Source organism: Streptomyces roseochromogenus subsp. oscitans DS 12.976 (assembly GCF_000497445.1).
Lineage (GTDB): Bacteria > Actinomycetota > Actinomycetes > Streptomycetales > Streptomycetaceae > Streptomyces > Streptomyces oscitans.
Genome location: NZ_CM002285.1, coordinates 612,017 through 628,758 on the forward strand (window position 1 = coordinate 612,017; position 16,742 = coordinate 628,758).

Genomic DNA, 16,742 nt, shown 5'->3' on the forward strand with positions numbered 1-16,742 from the left:
GTCCTGCGCCGGGCAGCCGCTGCCCGCGGTCCCCCGCGCCCTCGCCGACGCGCTGGGGCACGCGCTGGCCGAACCGCTCGTGGCACTCACCGACCTGCCGCCGTTCGCCACGGCCGCGATGGACGGCTGGGCCGTGACCGGACCGGGCCCCTGGCGACTCACCGGCACCGGCGTCCTGGCCGGCCAGGAGCCCGGACCGCTCGGACGGGACTCGGCCGTCCCCATCGCCACCGGCGCCCCGGTACCGGCGGGCGCGACCGCCGTACTGCGGCGCGAGCACGGCGAGGCGGACCGCGAGCGTGGCATGCTGTACGACCGTTCTCCCGCGCCGGTGCCCGAAGGTCAGGACATCCGGCCGCGCGGCCAGGAGTGCCGCTCCGGCGAACCGCTGCTGCCCGCCGGCACCACCGTGACCGAGCGGGTGCTGGGCCTGGCGGCGGCGGCCGGATACGACCGGCTGACCGTGCACCGGCGTCCGAGCGTGGAACTGTTCGTCCTCGGCGACGAGTTGCTCACACAGGGCGTACCGCGCGGCGGGCGGGTCCGGGACGCGCTCGGGCCGCTGTTGCCGCCGTGGCTGCAGGCTTGCGGCGCCGAGCTGATCGGCCATCACCTGATCGCCGACGACCTCCCTTCCCTCCGGGAGGCCGTGCATCGCTCGCCCGCCGACGTCATGGTCACCACCGGGAGCACCGCCGCCGGCCCGGTGGACTTCCTGCACGACACGCTCCGTGCGGTGGGCGCCCGGCTGCTGGTCGACTCCGTGACCGTACGTCCCGGTCACCCCATGCTGCTGGCCGAGTTGCCGGCCACCGCCGACGGCCGGGCGCGCCGGCTGGTCGGGCTGCCCGGGAACCCGCTGGCCGCGGTGGCCGGCATGGTCACCCTGGCCGAGCCGCTGCTGAGCCACCTCGGCGGGCACCCCGGCGCCGTTCCCGTCCGGCTGACGGCCGGCTCCGCGCTGCCCGGACATCCGCGCGACGCCCGGCTCCTGCCGGTGCTCACGGCAGGGCAGGAGGTGACGCCGCTGCCGTTCGACGGCCCGGCGATGCTGCGCGGCCTCGCCCTGGCAGACGGCCTCGCGCTGATCCCATCCGGCGGCGTCCCGGCCGGCGCCACCGTGGACGTGGTGCGACTACCCCACCGCTGAAGCCGTTGGATCTGTGCGATCCGTCCGCCGGCGTTAGCGTGAGGGCATGCGCCACGAGGTGACCGATGCCGATACAGCGGTGGCGGTGGGCAGCGGTGACGTGCCCGTACTCGCCACCCCGCGGCTGATCGCGTGGCTGGAGGCGGCGACCGTGCGGGCCGCCGCCCGCTTCACCGAGTCCGGCCAGACCACCGTCGGCACCGAGGTACGGGTCCGGCATGTGCGAGCGACGCCGGTCGGCGGCCGGGTCGAGGTGAGCGCCGAGCCCGCCGCCTCCGCCGCGGGCGGGCGGGTCACGTTCGTGGTGCGGGCCGTCGACGGCTCGGGCCGGCTGGTCGCGACGGGCGAGATCGACCGGGCGATCGTCGACCGGCAGCGGTTCCTGGCGCGCACGCCGGACCCGGCGGCGGATCGCTGAGCGGCTCTGGCAGGTCTCACGCGGGTGTGTGGCCGCGAAGGTAGTCGCGTACGGCTGCCGGGAGTGCGGCACCGTCGGCCTCGGGGATCGGTGCCCAGCGCACCTGCTCCCGCGCGAGGCCGGCGCCGTCCGACGGGGACTCGCTGAGCAGCTGGCACACCACGGCCACCGCCGCGGCCGCCCGTGCACCGGACTGCGGGGCGAGGCTCTCTGTGCCGTCGACGAGGTAACCGGTGAGTTCGTAGACGACGCGGGCCGCGGTGGCCTCGGCCGGCTCGGCCTGCTGGGGAGTGCCGGACGGCAGCGTCCAGCCGTCGCCGGCGTCCACCAGCAGCAGTCGTCCGTCGTACAGGACGACCGCCTGCACCACGCCTTCGGCGGGCTCCAGCGTCATGACGGACCAACCCCTCCCCCTGCGCGCTCGGCTGGGTTCTCCTCTCCCTACCCAGGGCCGGCCGGTCCTGCACCGACGCCGTGTCACTTCTCGATCTGCGCCGGGATTCCTGTGCCGTGACACAGGCCCTCGGTCTTTAGGGGGTCAGTACAGCATCGGCAGGTCTCCGGGTCGTACCCGGACGGTGGCGGGGAGGGTGGCGTCGACCTCGCCGTCGGCGCCGTAGGGGACGGGCCGGTCGGCCTCGATGCGCAGTTCCTTGCCGCGCAGGACGCGCACTTCGGGGCGGTGCACGTGGGCGCCTGTCTTCAGCTCGTTCATGAGGGCGAAGAAGAGTCGGCGCGGGGCTTCCCGGATCATCACCACGTCCAGCAGTCCGTCGTCGACGCGCGCGTCGGGGGCGATGAGCCGGCCGGAGCCGTAGTAAGGGGAGTTGGCGGCGACGACCGTGTAGCCGCGGTGGGTGTGTTCCTCGCCGTCGACGGTGACGCGGTAGTCGGCCGCACGCCAGGTGGTGACGGCGCGCAGACCGCCCGCGTAGTAGGAGGCGGCGCCACGCAGCAGACGGGCCTGGTTGGCGTGCCGGTTGGCCACGGCGTCCACTCCGGCGTAGACGCTGCCCAGGACCACGGTGCGATGGTGGACGGCCGACTCCACCTCGACGGTGTCGACCGGCCGTGGCTCGGCGTGCAGCAGGATGCCGGCGAGCGCGGCGGGGTCGGCGGGCAGCTTCAGGGCGCGGGCGAAGTCGTTACCACGGCCCGCGGGGACCAGGCCGAGGACGGTTCCGGTGCCGCTCAGCGCCCCGCCGATGCCGCCGGCGATGCCGTCGCCGCCGACGGCCAGGACGATCCGGCCGCGCTCGCCGGCGCGTCGGGCGATGTCCTGGGCGTGGGCGAGGCTGTGGCTGTACTCCGTCTCCAGCTCTGCCCCGGCCTCGCGGAGCAGCCGGGCCAGCTGCAGCAGGGTCGCCGCCCCGGTGGAGCCGCCCGCGGTGGGGTTGACGACGGCGGTGAACTGTCGCATCGGTGTGCCTCCGAAGCAGGCGGATCGGTGGGTCGGCCGGATCTGGCGGGTGGGTCGGATCTGGCGGGTCAGTCGTGGGGCAGTGGGTGTCGTACGGGGTGGGTCAGTCGGTGGGGAGCAGGACGCCGGGGTTGAGCAGGCCCTCGGGGTCCAGACTGCGCTTGACGGCACGCAGGGCCGCGATGCCGAGCGGGCCGGCCTCGCGGACGTACCAGTCGCGGTGGTCGGTGCCGACTCCGTGGTGGTGGGAGATGGTGCCGCCGGCCGCCAGTACGGCTTCGTTGGCCGCGTGCTTGGCCGGCGTCCAGTGAGCCACCGGGTCCTCGCCCTGGGCACTGACGACGGTGAAGTACAGCGAGGCGCCGTTCTCGTAGACGTGCGAGATGTGGCACATCACCAGGGGCGGGGTGCCGGCCTCGGTGAGGGTGTCGGTGAGTGCGGTGCGCACGGTTGTGTAGAGGTCGGGGATGCGGGACCAGAAGGCCGCGGTCTCCAGGGTCTCGGCGAAGGCACCGACGTCGAGCAGGGCGTCGCGCAGGTACGGCGCCGAGAAGCGGCCGTGGGCCCAGCGTTCGCCCGGCTCCGCTCCGACGAGGGTGCCGCCGCAGGCGGTGAGGACGGCCGCCGCCTGCTCCCGGCGCTGTGCGGTGTCCTCGGGCGTGCCCTCGTAGCCGGTGATGGCGAGGCAGCCGGCCGCGCTCTGGGCCAGGTCGCCGCCGATGGCGTCGGGTTGGGCCAGGCCGATCAGTGTCTCGGTCTCGTCGGACAGCCGCAGCACCGTCGGCCGGGGTCCGTCCTGGGCGAGGCGGCGCAGGGCCGCGGCGCCTTCCTCGAACGAGGCGAACCGCCAGCCCTCGTACACGCGCACCTCGGGCAGCGGGCGGATGCGTACGAGGACGGAGGTGATGACGCCGAAGGCGCCCTCCGAGCCGAGGATCAGCTGGCGCAGATCTGGTCCGGCGGCGGAGCGCGGGGCGCGGCCGGTCTCGAGGGTGCCCTCGGGGGTGGCGAGGGTCAGGCCGAGGACCATCTCGTCGAAGCGCCCGTACCCGGCGGACGCCTGGCCGCTGGAGCGGGCGGCGGCGAAACCGCCGATGGTGGCCCACTCGTACGACTGCGGGAAGTGGCCGAGGGTGAAGCCGTGTCCGGCGAGCAGGGCTTCGGCCTCGGGGGCGCGCAGACCGGGCTGGAGGACCGCGGTGCGCGAGACGGGGTCCAGGTCCAGCAGGCCGTTCATACGGCGCAGGTCCAGGGCGATGAACGCGCCACGCTCGGGGGCGAGTCCGCCGACGACCGACGTGCCGCCACCGAAGGGTACGACGGCGAGGCCGTGCGCGGCGCAGGCGCGCAGGACGGCAAGGACCTCGTCATGGGTGGCGGGCAGGATCACGGCCTGCGGGACGTCCGAGAAGTCCCCGGCGCGGATGCGCAGCAGGTCGGGGGTGGACTTGCCGCGGGTGTGGCGGACGCGGCTCTCGCTGTCGGTGCGGACGTGGTCGTCGCCGCCGACGGCCTCGGCGAGCGCCTTGAGCGCGGCGGGACCGGCCGTGGTGGCGGGCAGGCGGATGTCGTCCAGGGCGAGGGAGGGGGTGGTGCGGGGCTTGACGCCGAGCAGGTCGCGCAGCAGTCCGGTCACCGAGTCGGGCAGCGGTGCCGCCTTGGCCGGGTCGCCCCAGCCGTTCCACAGCATGTCCATTGAACGGTCGTCCTCACAGATCGGTGTGCTCGGGTCGGTGTGCTCGGTTGCGCGCGGCGGCCCGGCGGCCGTCCCGGGACGACAGTGTCCGCTCCAGCCCGGCTCCGGGGCGTTACACTGTGACACATGACGCCTATTCGTCACAACGGTTCGGACAACGATCACGTGCTCGACGCGGTACGCGACTGTGTACTGGCCGTCGGAGTGCGCCGCACCACCCTCGCCGACGTGGCCCGCCGCGCCGGCGTCTCCCGGATGACGCTGTACCGGCGCTGGCCGGACCTGCGGACCCTGGTGGGCGATCTGATGACCCGTGAGTGGACCGACGTGGCCACCCGCTCGATCCCCGAGCCCGCCGCCGCCGTGGACACACGCACCCGAATCGTGGACGGACTGGTGGCAGGAGTCGAGGCGTTCCGGGCGCACCCGCTCTTCCGCAAGATCGTCGACGTCGATCCGGAACTGCTGCTGCCCTATGTGCTGGACCGGCGCGGAGCGAGCCAGGAGGCCCTGCTGGCGCTGCTGGCCGACGCGCTGCGCACGGGCCACGCCGACGGGTCGGTACGCCCGGGCCATGTCGAACGGCAGGCCCGCGCCCTGCTGTTGACCGTGCAGTCCTTCACCCTGTCCCTGCGCACGATGACCGACGAGGACGATCCGGAGCTCGACTCCGCCGCCTTCCTCGGCGAGTTGCGCACCCTCCTGGAGAGGACCCTCACGCCATGAGCCACACCAGCGCCCGCACCGGCTCGTCCCTCAGCGCACCCCGCCGCAGCCGGGAACTGGCCGAGGCCACCGACGGCAGGGTCGCCGACGTCCTGGTCGTCGGACTCGGCGCGACCGGGGCCGGAGCCGCGCTGGACGCGGCGGCCCGCGGGCTGGCCGTCGTCGCCGTGGACGCCCACGACCTGGCCTTCGGCACCTCCCGCTGGAGCTCGAAGCTCATCCACGGCGGGCTGCGCTATCTGGCCTCCGCGCAGTTCGACGTCGCTCACGAGAGCGCGGTCGAACGCGGGGTGCTGATGACCCGGACCGCCCCGCACCTGGTGGCCGCCCAGCCGTTCGTGCTGCCGCTCACCCCTCTGGTGTCCAGGGCCCAGGCCTCGCTGGCGTGGGCCGGATTCCGGGCCGGGGACATGCTGCGGCTGGCCGCCCGGACGCCCCGGCAGGTGCTTCCCGCGCCTCGTCGGCTGTCGGCCACGGAGGCGCGGCACCTGGCGCCCTCGGTGCGTTCGGCCGGGCTGCGCGGCGGACTGCTGTCCTGGGACGGCAAGGTGACCGACGACGCCCGGCTGGTCACCGCCCTGGCCAGGACGGCCGCCACGCACGGAGCACGGGTGCTGACCCGGGTCAGGGTGCTGGAGCTGACCGGCACCGGCGCCCGGATCCGCGACGAACTCACCGGCGAGGAGGGCGAGATCAGGGCCCGCGCGGTGATCAACGCGACCGGGGTGTGGGCCGGTGATCTCGTCGCGGGCATCCGGATCCGGCCCTCCCGCGGCACCCATCTGGTGCTGCGCTCCGAGCGGCTCGGCGCCCTGCCGGCCGGCCTGCACATCCCGATCCCCGGCGAGACCAACCGCTTCGTCCTGGTCCTGCCCCAGGGCGACGGCCGGGTGTACGTCGGCCTCACCGACGAGCCGGTCGAGGGCGGGATCCCCGATGTCCCGGACGTGCCCGAGACCGACATCGGCTTCCTGCTGGACGTGTTGGGATCGGTCCTGGACGCGCCGGTGGCCCGGGAGGAGGTCGTGGGCGCCTTCGCCGGCCTGCGCCCCCTGCTGGACACGTCCGGGCAGGACGGCCACGCCGGCGCTCCCGCCCGCACCTCCGACATCTCCCGCCGGCACGCGGTGCTGACGTCCCCCGACGGCATCACGACGATCGTCGGCGGCAAGCTCACCACCTATCGGCGGATGGCACAGGACGCCGTGGACGCCGCGACCGCCGCCCGGGGTCTTCCCGCCGCCCCCTCCCCCACTGCCGCGCTGCCCCTGGTCGGCGCCGCCGCGCCCGCCCGGCTCCGCACCCTGTCGGCACCGCGCCGCCTGATCCGCCGCTACGGCACCGAGGCCGAAGCCGTCCACACCCTCGCGACCGAGAACCCGACCCTGGCCGACCCCGTCCTGCCGGGCCACCCGGTCACCCGCGCCGAACTCCTGTGGGCCGTCCTGCACGAGGGCGCCCTGGACGAGTCCGACCTCCTGGACCGGCGCACCCGCATCGGCCTGGTACCGGAGGACCGCGCGGAGGTGCTCGCGGTGGCACGGGCGGTCCTTGCGGAGGCGCCGGCCGTACGGCCGTGAACTGCCGGGCCACGGATCGACGGGAGCGGGACGGCGGGCGGTGGCGCTACGGGGGGCGACGTCACCGCCAACACGGGCGGTGACAACCGGGCGGGCGGCATCACCGCGAGCACGGGGCGTCGCACACCGAGGGTGGGCGGCATCGCCCGAGCACGGATGGCGGCCCAGCGCGGATCGGCGCCGTAGCAGCGGTGACACCTCGTGTCACAGCAAGCGGCGGATGTCGCCGCGGACCCGGTAGAAGCCGCCGGCCGCGGAGTGCAGGGCGTCCACGACGTAGCGGGCGCCCGGCTCTCGTATGGCGCGCGGGAACTGGACGTTCCAGGAGGTGTCGTAGCCCTCGGACACCACGTGCACCCGAAGCCTGCCGCTCTCCTGGACGCACTGGACGACCACGGCGCCGGCCGGGGCCTGGGCGACGGTGGAGACCGCGGCCACGGCGGTCGCCGGTGCGTAAGTCGGCAGGGCGGCGGCGAGTTTGACGTCACGCGCCACCGGCACCGTGCCTTGCTGGGCGGCGGTGATGGCCGTCTCGCTCGCGTCGACGCACACGAGCGAGCCCTCGGTGGTCACCAGGTACAGCCGCTCGTCGCGGTACTGCATGGACAGCGCCGAACCGCCGCCCGTGCCGAGCTTCCACAGGCGGGTGCCGTCCTGGTCGAAGCAGTAGACGGAGGACGCGGCGTCGCCGGCGAAGACGAACCGCCCGCCCGGGGAGGTGGCACACGAGTAGACCGCGCTGTCGCAGGCGTACGTCGCCTCGATCGCGCCGGTCGCCTTCGACAGCCGCTGCACCACGTGGCGGCCGGTGCCGGCGTAGACGGCGTCGTCCTCCTGCCAGCCGAAGAGCACGCTGCCCTTGGTGGCCGCGTGCCACAACTCGTGGCCGCCGCCGGGTGCGTAGGCGGTGACGCCCCGGTGGTGGCCGTGGTAAACGGCTCGGTCGTCGGCACGGACCATCCAGGCGTGCTCGCCCGGGCTGCGGCGGGCCCACTGGTGTTCGTCCTCGTGGTCGATGACGGTGAGCCGGCCGTCGCGGTCCGAGACGTTCAGGATGCCCTCGTGAATGTCGAGCCAGAAGATGTCGACGTCGGCGGCGATGTCGTACGCGGCGAACGGCAGCTTGGAGGAGAGGTCGTAGACCTTGCCGTCGTCACAGCCCGCATAGATCCAGAAGTCGTCGGCCACCAGGCACTTCACCCCGTCCGGCAGGCTGAAGCGGGCGAGGACGGCGCCGTCGTGGCCCAGGGTGTAGACGTCGCCCGCCTGGTTGCCCACCCAGCAGTGCTCGTCGTCGACATGGATGCCGAAGGCGGCGGAGCCGGTGCGGAACCGCCACAGCACGGGCGCCACCGCGCGCGCGGTGGACGGGGCCGAGCTGACCTGACGCCGGGTCACCGGGCGTGGAGCGCGCTGCCCCTGGACTGCGGGGGCGTATCCCTTGCGGACCTTCTCCCCCACCTTCCTCGCAGCGGCGGCCCGGGCCTTCTCGGCGGTCGGGAACGTCGTCGTCTGGACCTGCCCGGCGGCGCCGATCCGCCCGTACCGCACCGTCACCACCTGCCCGTCGACGATCACCTCGTAGAACTTGTGGGCGCCGCCGCCCTGCTGTGACAGCTCCAGATACGTCGTCGACACCGCGGACGCCGTGGACATGGCATACCCCTCCCCCAGGGCGGACCCTCGGCCGTTCCGGCGGGCCCTCACTGATCAAACCGTAAGGGCGACCACTGACAACGGGGCGCGCCCGGCTGCCACGGCCAGGCCGGCGCTAACTCCCGCTGTCCCCGCTCGGCCGCAACACGCTCATTCCGCCGGCCAGTTGACGCAGGCAGTCGATCGCCAGGGCGGCCGGTGCGGCTTCGCCCGCGACTCCGGCTTCGGTGTCGGCCCAGGTCTCCAGCGCGATCCGGATCGCGTCCGTCGCCGCCGCCGCGACCAGGCGCACCTGCATCGCCTGGAGGCGCCCGTCCGCGAGGCGGGCCACCACCGGCACGAGCCGTTCCTCGGACTCCTGGTTGACGCGGTACCAGACCGCGCGCAGGGCGGGATCGTCGGCCGCCGCCCGCAGCAGACCGCGGGTCCGCAGCAGCGCCGCGGCTGCCTCCTCGTCCGGCGCCGCCAGAGACTGCTCCACGGCGGTCTCCAGCGCCAGGGACAGGTCGGTGCCCGGCTCCGCCGCCTCCAGCAGGGCTCGCCATCGGTCGGCTCCGTCGGCGAGCAGCGGGCTCACCGCGTCCTGCTTGGAGCGGAAGTAGCGGTAGAAGGTGCGCAGCGCCACGCCCGCGTGCCGGGCGATCTCCTCGGCCGTGGTGGCGTGCGGACCCTGCGTGGCGAACAGCTCGGCCGCCGCGTGCGCGATCTCGAGCTGGGTGGCGGCCTTGCGGCGCTCGGTCAAGGAGGAGGGCGGCCTGGCGCTCACCCCGGACTTGGTGCTCACCCCAGAAGCGTACGGCCCGAGGACTATGGATGGCACACATTGACGTAATGGCAAACCGTGCCACTAGGGCGTAATGTGAAGCATGTGAGGACGTCGGCGGCAGGAGATCCGGCGTCGTGAAGGCCCCGCCGCACGACGGCAGGGCAGGCAGGAGAAGAGATGAACCGCTACGAAGGCCGCCGCGCGCTGATCACCGGGGGCGGCTCGGGCATCGGCCAGGCCACCGTGCTGCGCCTCCTCGCCGAGGGCGGAACCGTGGTGGCCGCGGACGTGAGCGAGCGTGGCCTGAAGGACACGGTGGAGAAGGCCGGGGCGCATGCCGGCCGGCTCACCACGGTCGTCCTCGACGTCGCCGACGAGACCTCCGCGCGCGAGGGGGTCGCGGCCGCCGTCGCCGCGCTCGGCGGTCTGGATGTGCTGGTCAACGCGGCCGGAATCCTGCGCTCCGCGCACACCCACGAGACGAGCCTCGCGGACTTCACCCGCATCCTGCAGGTCAACCTCGTCGGCACCTTCCTCGCCATCCGCGAGTCCATACCGGCGCTGCTGGCGGGCCGTGACGCGGCGGTCGTCAACTTCAGCTCCACGTCGGCCCAGTTCGCGCACCCGTACATGGCGGCGTACGCGGCGAGCAAGGGCGGCATCCAGTCGATGACGCACGCCCTCGCCGCCGAGTACGCGAAGCGGGGCATCCGCTTCACCGCCGTCCAGCCCGGCTCCATCTCCTCCGGGATGACCGACGGCAGCGGCGCCAGCGGGCAGAGCACCGGACCGGGCCTGCCCGAAGACGCCGACATGACGCTGTTCGCCAAGCTCTCCCCGGCGCTCGGGCAGGGTTTCGCCGGCCCCGAGACGGTGGCGTCGGTCGTCGCCATGCTCGCCTCGGCGGACGGGAAGTTCGTCACCGGCACGGAGATCCGCATCGACGGCGGCACCCACTTCTGAGCCCGAAGTCTCCGGTCGAGGGCTATGCGAGGGTCACCAGGTCGCGGTAGTCCTCGCTCCACAGGTCCTCGGCCGCGTCCGGCAGGAGCAGGACGCGGTCCGGGCGCAGGGCGTCGAGGGCGCCCACGTCGTGGGTGACCATCACGATCGCGCCGGGGTACGAGCCGACCGCGGCCAGGACCTCGTCGCGGGAGACCGGGTCGAGGTTGTTGGTCGGCTCGTCCAGCAGCAGGACGTTCGCCCCGGAGTGGACCATACAGGCGAGCGCCAGCCGGGTCCGCTCGCCGCCGGACAGGACACCCGCGGGCTTGTCCGCGTCACCGCCGCCGAACAGGAACGCGCCCAGCACCCGCCGCGCCTCGCCGGTCTCCAGGTGCGGCGCCGCGGCCCTCAGGTTGTCCAGGACCGTACGGCCGGTATCGAGCGTCTCGTGCTCCTGGGCGAAGTAGCCGAGGCGCAGCCCGTGCCCGTGCACCACGCGCCCGGTGTCCGGCCGTTCGGCACCGGCGAGAACGCGCAGCAGGGTGGTCTTGCCGGCGCCGTTGAGTCCGAGTACGACCATGCGGCTGCCCCGGTCCACGGCCAGGTCCACTCCGTCCAGGACCCGGTGGCCGCCGTAGGACTTGGCCAGGCTGATCGCGCCGAGCGGTGTCCGCCCGCACGGAGCGGGCTCGGGCAGTCGGATCCGCGCGGTCTTCTCCGCGCGCCCGGCCGGTTCCAGCGCGGCCAGCATCCGGTCGGCGCGACGGGCCATGCTCCTGGCCATGGCGGCGGTGGCGGAGCGGGCCTTCATACGGTCCGCCTGTGCGTGCAGCGCGGCGGCCTTGCGTTCGGCGCCGGCGCGCTCCCGGGTACGGCGCCGTTCCTCCGTCGCGCGTCGGGACGTGTACGTGGTCCAGCCGGTGTTGTGGACCTCGATAACAGGGCGGCCGGCGTCCAGGTGGAAGACGCGGTTGACGACGGCGGCGAGCAGAGCGGTGTCGTGGCTGACGACCACCAGTCCGCCCTGGTGGCCTTGGAGGAAGCCGCGCAGCCAGAGGAGCGAGTCGGCGTCGAGGTGGTTGGTGGGCTCGTCCAGCAGCAGGGTGCCGTCGGTTCCGCCGAACAGGATGCGCGCGAGTTCCACACGGCGCTTCTGACCGCCGGACAGGGCGCCGACCGGCTCGCCCATGACCCGTTCGGGCAGGCCGACGCCGGCCGCCGTCCGGGCGGCCTCGGCTTCGGCGGCGTAGCCTCCGCCGGCCTGGAAGGCGGCGTCGGCGCGGGCATAGGCGTGCATCGCCCGCTCCAGAGCCGCCGGGCAGGCGGCGTCGGCCATCGCCGCCTCGGCCCTGCGCAGATCGCGCAGCACGGCATCGAGGCCGCGGGCGGACAGGATCCGGTCGGTGACCGTCAGGGCGGGGTCGGCGGCGCGGGCGTCCTGGGCGAGGAAGCCGACCGGCCCGGTGTGCGTGATCGTGCCGGCGGCGGGCCGGGAGTGCCCGGCGAGCGCGGTCATCAGGGTGGTTTTGCCGGCGCCGTTGCGGCCGACGAGGCCGATCCGGTCCCCGGGGGAGACGGTGAAGGAGGTGCCGGACAGGAGGAGGCGCGCACCGGCGCGCAGCTCGACATCACGAGCGATGATCATGGGTAACGCTCCGAAACAGCAAGAGGACACACTTCTGGCGTGGAAGCGGGTCCTCGGCTAGGAAATTCGGGGCGTAGACATGCGGTCACGGTAACCGAGGCGCTGTGAGCGGCGCATATGGTTTTTCGCGCGCCTCTCGATCCATGTATCCGGCTACGACGTATCCACATACCCGGCTACGACGTCCGCCGTGCGCCTCAGATCGGCACCACGGGCACGGCGGCCCTCACCACCCGTCAGCCGCCGATGAGTTCGCTGAACCGCCGCGTGTCGATGTTGCCTCCGGAGGCGATGATGCCGATGCGCGTGGGGAGGTTGTCGATGTGGCCGGCCAGGAGTGCGGCCAGGCCGGTGGCACCGCTGGGTTCGAGGACGATCTTCAGCCGTTCGAAGGCGAACCGCATGGCGGTGACGATCTCCGCGTCGCTGACCAGGGCGATCGCGTCGACCAGGCGCCGGTTGATCCCGAAGGTGATCTCACCGGGCGTGGGCAGGGCCTGCCCGTCGGCGATGGTCCGCGGCACGGGCAGGGTGACGCGGGCGCCGCCCTCCAGCGAGCGCTTGGTGTCGTCCCCCTCTTCCGGCTCCACGCCGATGACCCGGATCCCGGGATGGACGGCCTTGGCGGTGATGGAGCTGCCGGCGATCAGGCCGCCGCCTCCGACGGGCACCAGCAGGGCGCCCAACGGGCCGGTCTCTTCGAGGAGTTCGAGTGCCGCGGTGCCCTGTCCGGCGATGACCTGGGGGTGGTCGTAGGGCGGGATGAGGACCATGCCGCGGGCCTCGGCCAGGGCCGTGCCGAGCGCGGTGCGGTCCTCGGCGTAGCGGTCGTAGGTGACGATCTCGGCGCCGTATCCGGCGGTGGCCTCCCGCTTGAGAGGCGGGGCGTCCTCGGGCATCAGGATGACCGCGGTGGTGCCGAGTTCGCGGGCGGCGAGGGCGGCGGCCTGGGCGTGGTTGCCGGAGGAGTAGGCGGCGATGCCCTTGGCGAGTTGTTCCGGGGTGAGCTGTGCGGCCGCGTTGTAGGCGCCGCGGAACTTGAAGGCGCCGGCGCGCTGGAAGTTCTCGCACTTGATGAACACCTCGGCGCCGACGTGGGCGTTCAGGGTGCGCGAGGTGAGGACGGGGGTGCGGTGGGCGACGCCTTCGAGGCGTGCGGCGGCCGCACGGACGTCGTCGAACGTTACGGGCGATACGGCGGCCATGGCGGTCTCCTCGTCCCTTCCTTCGCTTCCTTCGTCCCACTCGGTCCCGGTCGGGCTGCCTGACTGATTGGACTGACTGTCCATTCCTGGACAGGAACTCTAGAAACCGGAGCGCCCGCCTGTCCAGAGGACGGCCAGGCGGGCGTTCCGTCAGGTGCCGTTCAATGCGGTGCCGTTCGATGCGGTGCCGTTCGATGACGGCATGGCGTGCGGCAGGCCTCAGTGGCCGCTGATCCCCCTCGGCGTGTACGGCTCCTCGAGTTCCCGGACCTCGTCGTCGGTGAGCCGGAGGTCGAGCGCGGCGAGCGCGTCCGGGAGGTGGTGGGGCTTGGTGGCCCCGACGATGGGGGCGGTGACGCCCGGTCGGGAGGCGATCCAGGCCAGGGCCACCTGGGCCCGCGGGACGCCACGGCGTTCGGCGATCGCGGCGACGGCGTCGACGATCTGCTTGTCGGCCGGCTGGTACAGGGTGCGGCCGTAGGCATCCGTCTCGCTGCGGACGCTGGCGGCGTCCCAGTCGCGGGTGAGCCGGCCGCGGGCGAGCGGGCTCCAGGGGATCACGCCGACGCCCTGGTCGGCGCAGAGCGGCAGCATCTCGCGCTCCTCCTCGCGGTAGAGGAGGTTGTAGTGGTTCTGCATGCTGACGAACTTCGTCCAACCGTGCCGCTCGGCGGTGTGCTGCAGCTTGGCGAACTGCCAGGCGTACATCGAACTCGCCCCGATGCAACGGGCCTTGCCCGCCCTGACCACGTCGTGCAGCGCCTCCATCGTCTCCTCGACCGGGGTGTACGGGTCGAAGCGGTGGATCTGATAGAGGTCGACGTAGTCCGTGCCGAGGCGACGCAGGCTGTGGTCGATCTCGGTCATGATCGCCTTGCGGGACAGTCCCGACCGGTTGGGGCGCTCACTGCGCGCCGCGCCGTCCTCCACGGCGAAGAACACCTTGGTGGCGATCACGACGTCCTCGCGCCGCGTCAGCTCCCCGAGCGCCCTGCCGACGATCTCCTCGCCGGTGCCGGCGGAGTAGCTGTTGGCGGTGTCGAAGAACGTGATCCCCGCCTCGACAGCCTCGCGCAGGAGCGGACGGGCGGCGTCCTCGTCCAGGGTCCACGGGTGCGGCCCCCGGTCGGGAACGCCGTAGCTCATACACCCCAGCGCCAGCCGGGAGACCTCCAGGCCGCTCGTCGAGCCGAGCTTGACGTACTCCATGGTCCGGTTCCCCTCGTCCGTGCGGTCCCGACCGGCGCGCCGCGGCTCGGGGCCGCGGAGCGGGCGGGACTTCTCGTCAACCTGATCATGATCGTACGAGGGCGAGGGCGGGCTACTCGGTCAGCTGGGGATACAGCGCCGCCAGGTCTCCGGAGAGTCCCGCCTTCACGCTCCGGGTGAGGTCGTCCGCCAGTACCTCGTACGCCCCGGACTCGACGCCGTCCAGCGCCAGGGCGGCGACGTCCTCCGGGGTGGACTTGGGGGCGTCGACGTTCGCGGCCATGTCGGTGTCGATGTAGCCGACGTGCAGTCCGGTGACCGCGATACCGCGTGGACGCAGTTCGAGCCGCAGGGAGTTGGTCTGGGACCACAGCGCGGCCTTGGTGGCGCTGTAGGAGCCGGCGACGCCGACCCAGGAGAGCACGGAGTGGACGTTGAGGAGGTGTCCGCCGCCGTTGCGCTCGATGACCGGGGCGAAGGCGCGGGTGACCAGCAGCGGTCCGTAGAAGTTGGTCTCGAATTCCCGGCGCACGTCGTCGACGGGGGCGTTGAGGAAGGAGGTCGCGCCGAGGGAGACCCCGGCGTTGTTGACCAGAAGCGTGACGTCCTGGGCCCGCGCCGCCGCGGCCTCGACCGATGCGGGGTCGGTGACCTCGAGAGCGAGCGGCACGGCGTCGGGGTGGGTCACGGTGCGCGGGTCACGGGCCGTGGCGTACACCTTGGCGGCGCCGCGCGTGTACAGCTCCTGCACCAGCGCCTTGCCCAACCCACGACTGCCGCCGGTGACCAGTGCGACAGAGTCCTTGATCGAAGTCATGCCCATCTCCCATGAGGAAACCGATCGGTTTCCCACCAACGTAAACCGGTCGGTTTCAAACTTCAAGCGCACCGACCGAGCACGCCGAGCCGCCCCTTGCCCGGACGCCCGGCCGACGGCATAGTGGGTTCGTCATAGTGAGTTGGAAATTCAAACTTAGCTGGAAGGGGCAGGATGAGCGAGCAGGAAGCCGCCGATGAGGCGGGAGGCCGGAAGCTGCCCGCCAAACTCTCCGGCCACCCCTCCGTGCGGGCCGTACTGGCGGCGCGAGCAGCCGGCAGGCAGCCCGCGCCGCCACCGGTGATCGACGCGGCCTGGCTGCGCGCGTTGTGTCTGGAGGCCGGCGCGGACGACGCGGCGGCCGTGAGCCTGGACCATCCGGACCTCGCCGGAGAGCGCGAGCACGTCCTGGCCGCGCTGCCGGGAACGCGCTCGCTGGTCTCGCTGATGGTCCGCATGAACCGCGACAACACGCGCTCGCCCGCGCGCAGCGTGGCCAACCAGGAGTTCCACCAGACCGACGAACAGGTCAACGCCGCCGCCCGTACGGTGGCCAGGGCGCTGGAGGACGCCGGATATCACGCGCTGAATCCGTCGGCGGGGTTTCCCCAGGAGATGGAGCGCTTCCCGGGCCGTATCTGGGTGGTGGCCCACAAGACGGTCGCCGTGGCTGCCGGGCTGGGCGTGATGGGCCTGCACCGCAATGTCATCCACCCGCGGTTCGGCAACTTCGTGCTGCTCGCCACGGTGCTCGTGAACGCCCCGGTCAGCGCGTACGGACAGGAGCTGGACTACAGCCCCTGCGTGGACTGCAAGTTGTGTGTCGCCGCGTGCCCGGTCGGCGCCATCGGCAAGGACGGCTCGTTCGACGCCCTGGCCTGTACGACCCACAACTACCGGGAGTTCATGAGCGGGTTCACCGACTGGGCGCAGACCGTGGCCGACAGCGAGGACGCCACCGACTTCCGCACCCGGGTCACCGACCCGGAGAACGCGTCGATGTGGCAGAGCCTCGCTTTCAAGCCCAGCTACAAATCCGGTTACTGCCTCGCTGTCTGTCCCGCCGGCGAGGACGTGCTCGGTCCCTACCTCGACGACCGCAGGGCCTACCTGGACACGGTTCTCCGCCCCCTCCAGGACAAGTCCGAGACCCTCTACGTCCTCCCCGGCTCGGCGGCACAGCGGTACGCCGAACGCCGCTTCCCGCACAAGCCGACGAAGGAGGTCTCCGGCAGCTGGCGCCCTCCTGCCCGACGGCCGCCCACGCCCGGCACGCACTGAGCACCGGGGCCACGACGGGGGGCGGTCCCGATGGTCCGTGAACGACGGGAGGGGGACGGGGAACGAACCGAGCGCATGGATAACCGTTCCCCGCCCCCGGTGCGTCGGCCCGCCTCGCCTCGTCATGGACTCGGGGGGACGACTGGGTGACCGGTCGGACGAACTTTTCGACTCACCGATCTCGTTCAGACCCTCCAACGCCGACGGCTCACAGGCCAGCGGAGCCGG

15 protein-coding genes are annotated in these 16,742 nt (G+C 72.9%); 6 read left to right on the top strand and 9 right to left on the bottom strand.

What is annotated here, in order from left to right; translation table 11 throughout:
* A partial coding sequence (locus M878_RS53035) for a molybdopterin molybdotransferase MoeA (RefSeq protein ID WP_023544598.1) occupies window positions 1-1,150 on the top strand: 1,150 nt, incomplete at its 5' end.
* A 46-nt stretch (window positions 1,151-1,196) separates the two neighbouring features.
* Window positions 1,197-1,568, top strand: a complete 372-nt coding sequence (locus M878_RS53040; RefSeq protein WP_023544599.1) for a thioesterase family protein — start codon at window positions 1,197-1,199, stop codon at window positions 1,566-1,568.
* 16 nt (window positions 1,569-1,584) lie between these two features.
* Here the strand turns inward: M878_RS53040 and M878_RS53045 are convergent, their stop codons facing one another.
* The 3 genes from M878_RS53045 to M878_RS53055 all read right to left on the bottom strand — a co-directional run bounded on the left by M878_RS53045 (window position 1,585) and on the right by M878_RS53055 (window position 4,684).
* A complete protein-coding gene (locus M878_RS53045; protein ID WP_023544600.1) occupies window positions 1,585-1,962 on the bottom strand; it encodes an NUDIX hydrolase in 378 nt (125 codons plus the stop codon).
* A gap of 144 nt (window positions 1,963-2,106) precedes the next feature.
* Window positions 2,107-2,988, bottom strand: a complete 882-nt coding sequence (locus M878_RS53050; protein WP_023544601.1) for a YegS/Rv2252/BmrU family lipid kinase — start codon at window positions 2,986-2,988, stop codon at window positions 2,107-2,109.
* A gap of 103 nt (window positions 2,989-3,091) precedes the next feature.
* Window positions 3,092-4,684: an FAD-binding oxidoreductase gene (locus M878_RS53055; RefSeq protein ID WP_023544602.1), complete on the bottom strand. Its 1,593-nt coding sequence runs from the start codon at window positions 4,682-4,684 to the stop codon at window positions 3,092-3,094.
* Window positions 4,685-4,810: 126 nt separating this feature from the next.
* Between M878_RS53055 and M878_RS53060 the strand changes: the two genes are divergently transcribed.
* Together M878_RS53060 and M878_RS53065 are read left to right on the top strand one after the other, a co-directional pair.
* Window positions 4,811-5,410 (top strand): TetR/AcrR family transcriptional regulator, encoded by a 600-nt coding sequence (locus M878_RS53060; RefSeq protein WP_031223842.1) that lies wholly within the window; start codon window positions 4,811-4,813, stop codon window positions 5,408-5,410.
* Window positions 5,407-6,990, top strand: coding sequence for a glycerol-3-phosphate dehydrogenase/oxidase (locus tag M878_RS53065; protein WP_023544604.1), 1,584 nt, complete (start codon window positions 5,407-5,409; stop codon window positions 6,988-6,990). The genes M878_RS53060 and M878_RS53065 overlap by 4 nt, the downstream gene beginning before the upstream one ends.
* A 204-nt stretch (window positions 6,991-7,194) precedes the next feature.
* Here the strand turns inward: M878_RS53065 and M878_RS53070 are convergent, their stop codons facing one another.
* Both M878_RS53070 and M878_RS53075 read right to left on the bottom strand, forming a co-directional pair.
* Complete coding sequence (locus tag M878_RS53070) at window positions 7,195-8,646, bottom strand: WGR domain-containing protein (protein WP_023544605.1); 1,452 nt, start codon at window positions 8,644-8,646, stop codon at window positions 7,195-7,197.
* 115 nt (window positions 8,647-8,761) lie between these two features.
* Complete coding sequence (locus tag M878_RS53075; RefSeq protein ID WP_037730047.1) at window positions 8,762-9,430, bottom strand: TetR/AcrR family transcriptional regulator; 669 nt, start codon at window positions 9,428-9,430, stop codon at window positions 8,762-8,764.
* A 159-nt stretch (window positions 9,431-9,589) separates the two neighbouring features.
* Between M878_RS53075 and M878_RS53080 the strand changes: the two genes are divergently transcribed.
* Window positions 9,590-10,375, top strand: coding sequence for an SDR family NAD(P)-dependent oxidoreductase (locus tag M878_RS53080; protein ID WP_023544607.1), 786 nt, complete (start codon window positions 9,590-9,592; stop codon window positions 10,373-10,375).
* A gap of 22 nt (window positions 10,376-10,397) precedes the next feature.
* On the opposite strand, the gene M878_RS53085 is transcribed toward M878_RS53080, so the two are convergent.
* The 4 genes from M878_RS53085 to M878_RS53100 form a co-directional block, all read right to left on the bottom strand.
* On the bottom strand, window positions 10,398-12,002 hold the full coding sequence (locus tag M878_RS53085; protein WP_023544608.1) for an ABC-F family ATP-binding cassette domain-containing protein: 1,605 nt from the start codon (window positions 12,000-12,002) through the stop codon (window positions 10,398-10,400).
* 236 nt (window positions 12,003-12,238) lie between these two features.
* Window positions 12,239-13,207: a threo-3-hydroxy-L-aspartate ammonia-lyase gene (locus M878_RS53090; protein WP_023544609.1), complete on the bottom strand. Its 969-nt coding sequence runs from the start codon at window positions 13,205-13,207 to the stop codon at window positions 12,239-12,241.
* Between the two features lie 219 nt (window positions 13,208-13,426).
* Window positions 13,427-14,416, bottom strand: a complete 990-nt coding sequence (locus tag M878_RS53095; RefSeq protein ID WP_023544610.1) for an aldo/keto reductase — start codon at window positions 14,414-14,416, stop codon at window positions 13,427-13,429.
* A 112-nt stretch (window positions 14,417-14,528) separates the two neighbouring features.
* On the bottom strand, window positions 14,529-15,233 hold the full coding sequence (locus M878_RS53100; protein ID WP_023544611.1) for an SDR family oxidoreductase: 705 nt from the start codon (window positions 15,231-15,233) through the stop codon (window positions 14,529-14,531).
* A gap of 174 nt (window positions 15,234-15,407) precedes the next feature.
* Here M878_RS53100 and M878_RS53105 point away from each other — a divergent pair, with 174 nt between their 5' ends.
* Window positions 15,408-16,514: a 4Fe-4S binding protein gene (locus M878_RS53105; protein WP_023544612.1), complete on the top strand. Its 1,107-nt coding sequence runs from the start codon at window positions 15,408-15,410 to the stop codon at window positions 16,512-16,514.
* The last annotated feature ends 228 nt before the right edge of the window (window positions 16,515-16,742 follow it).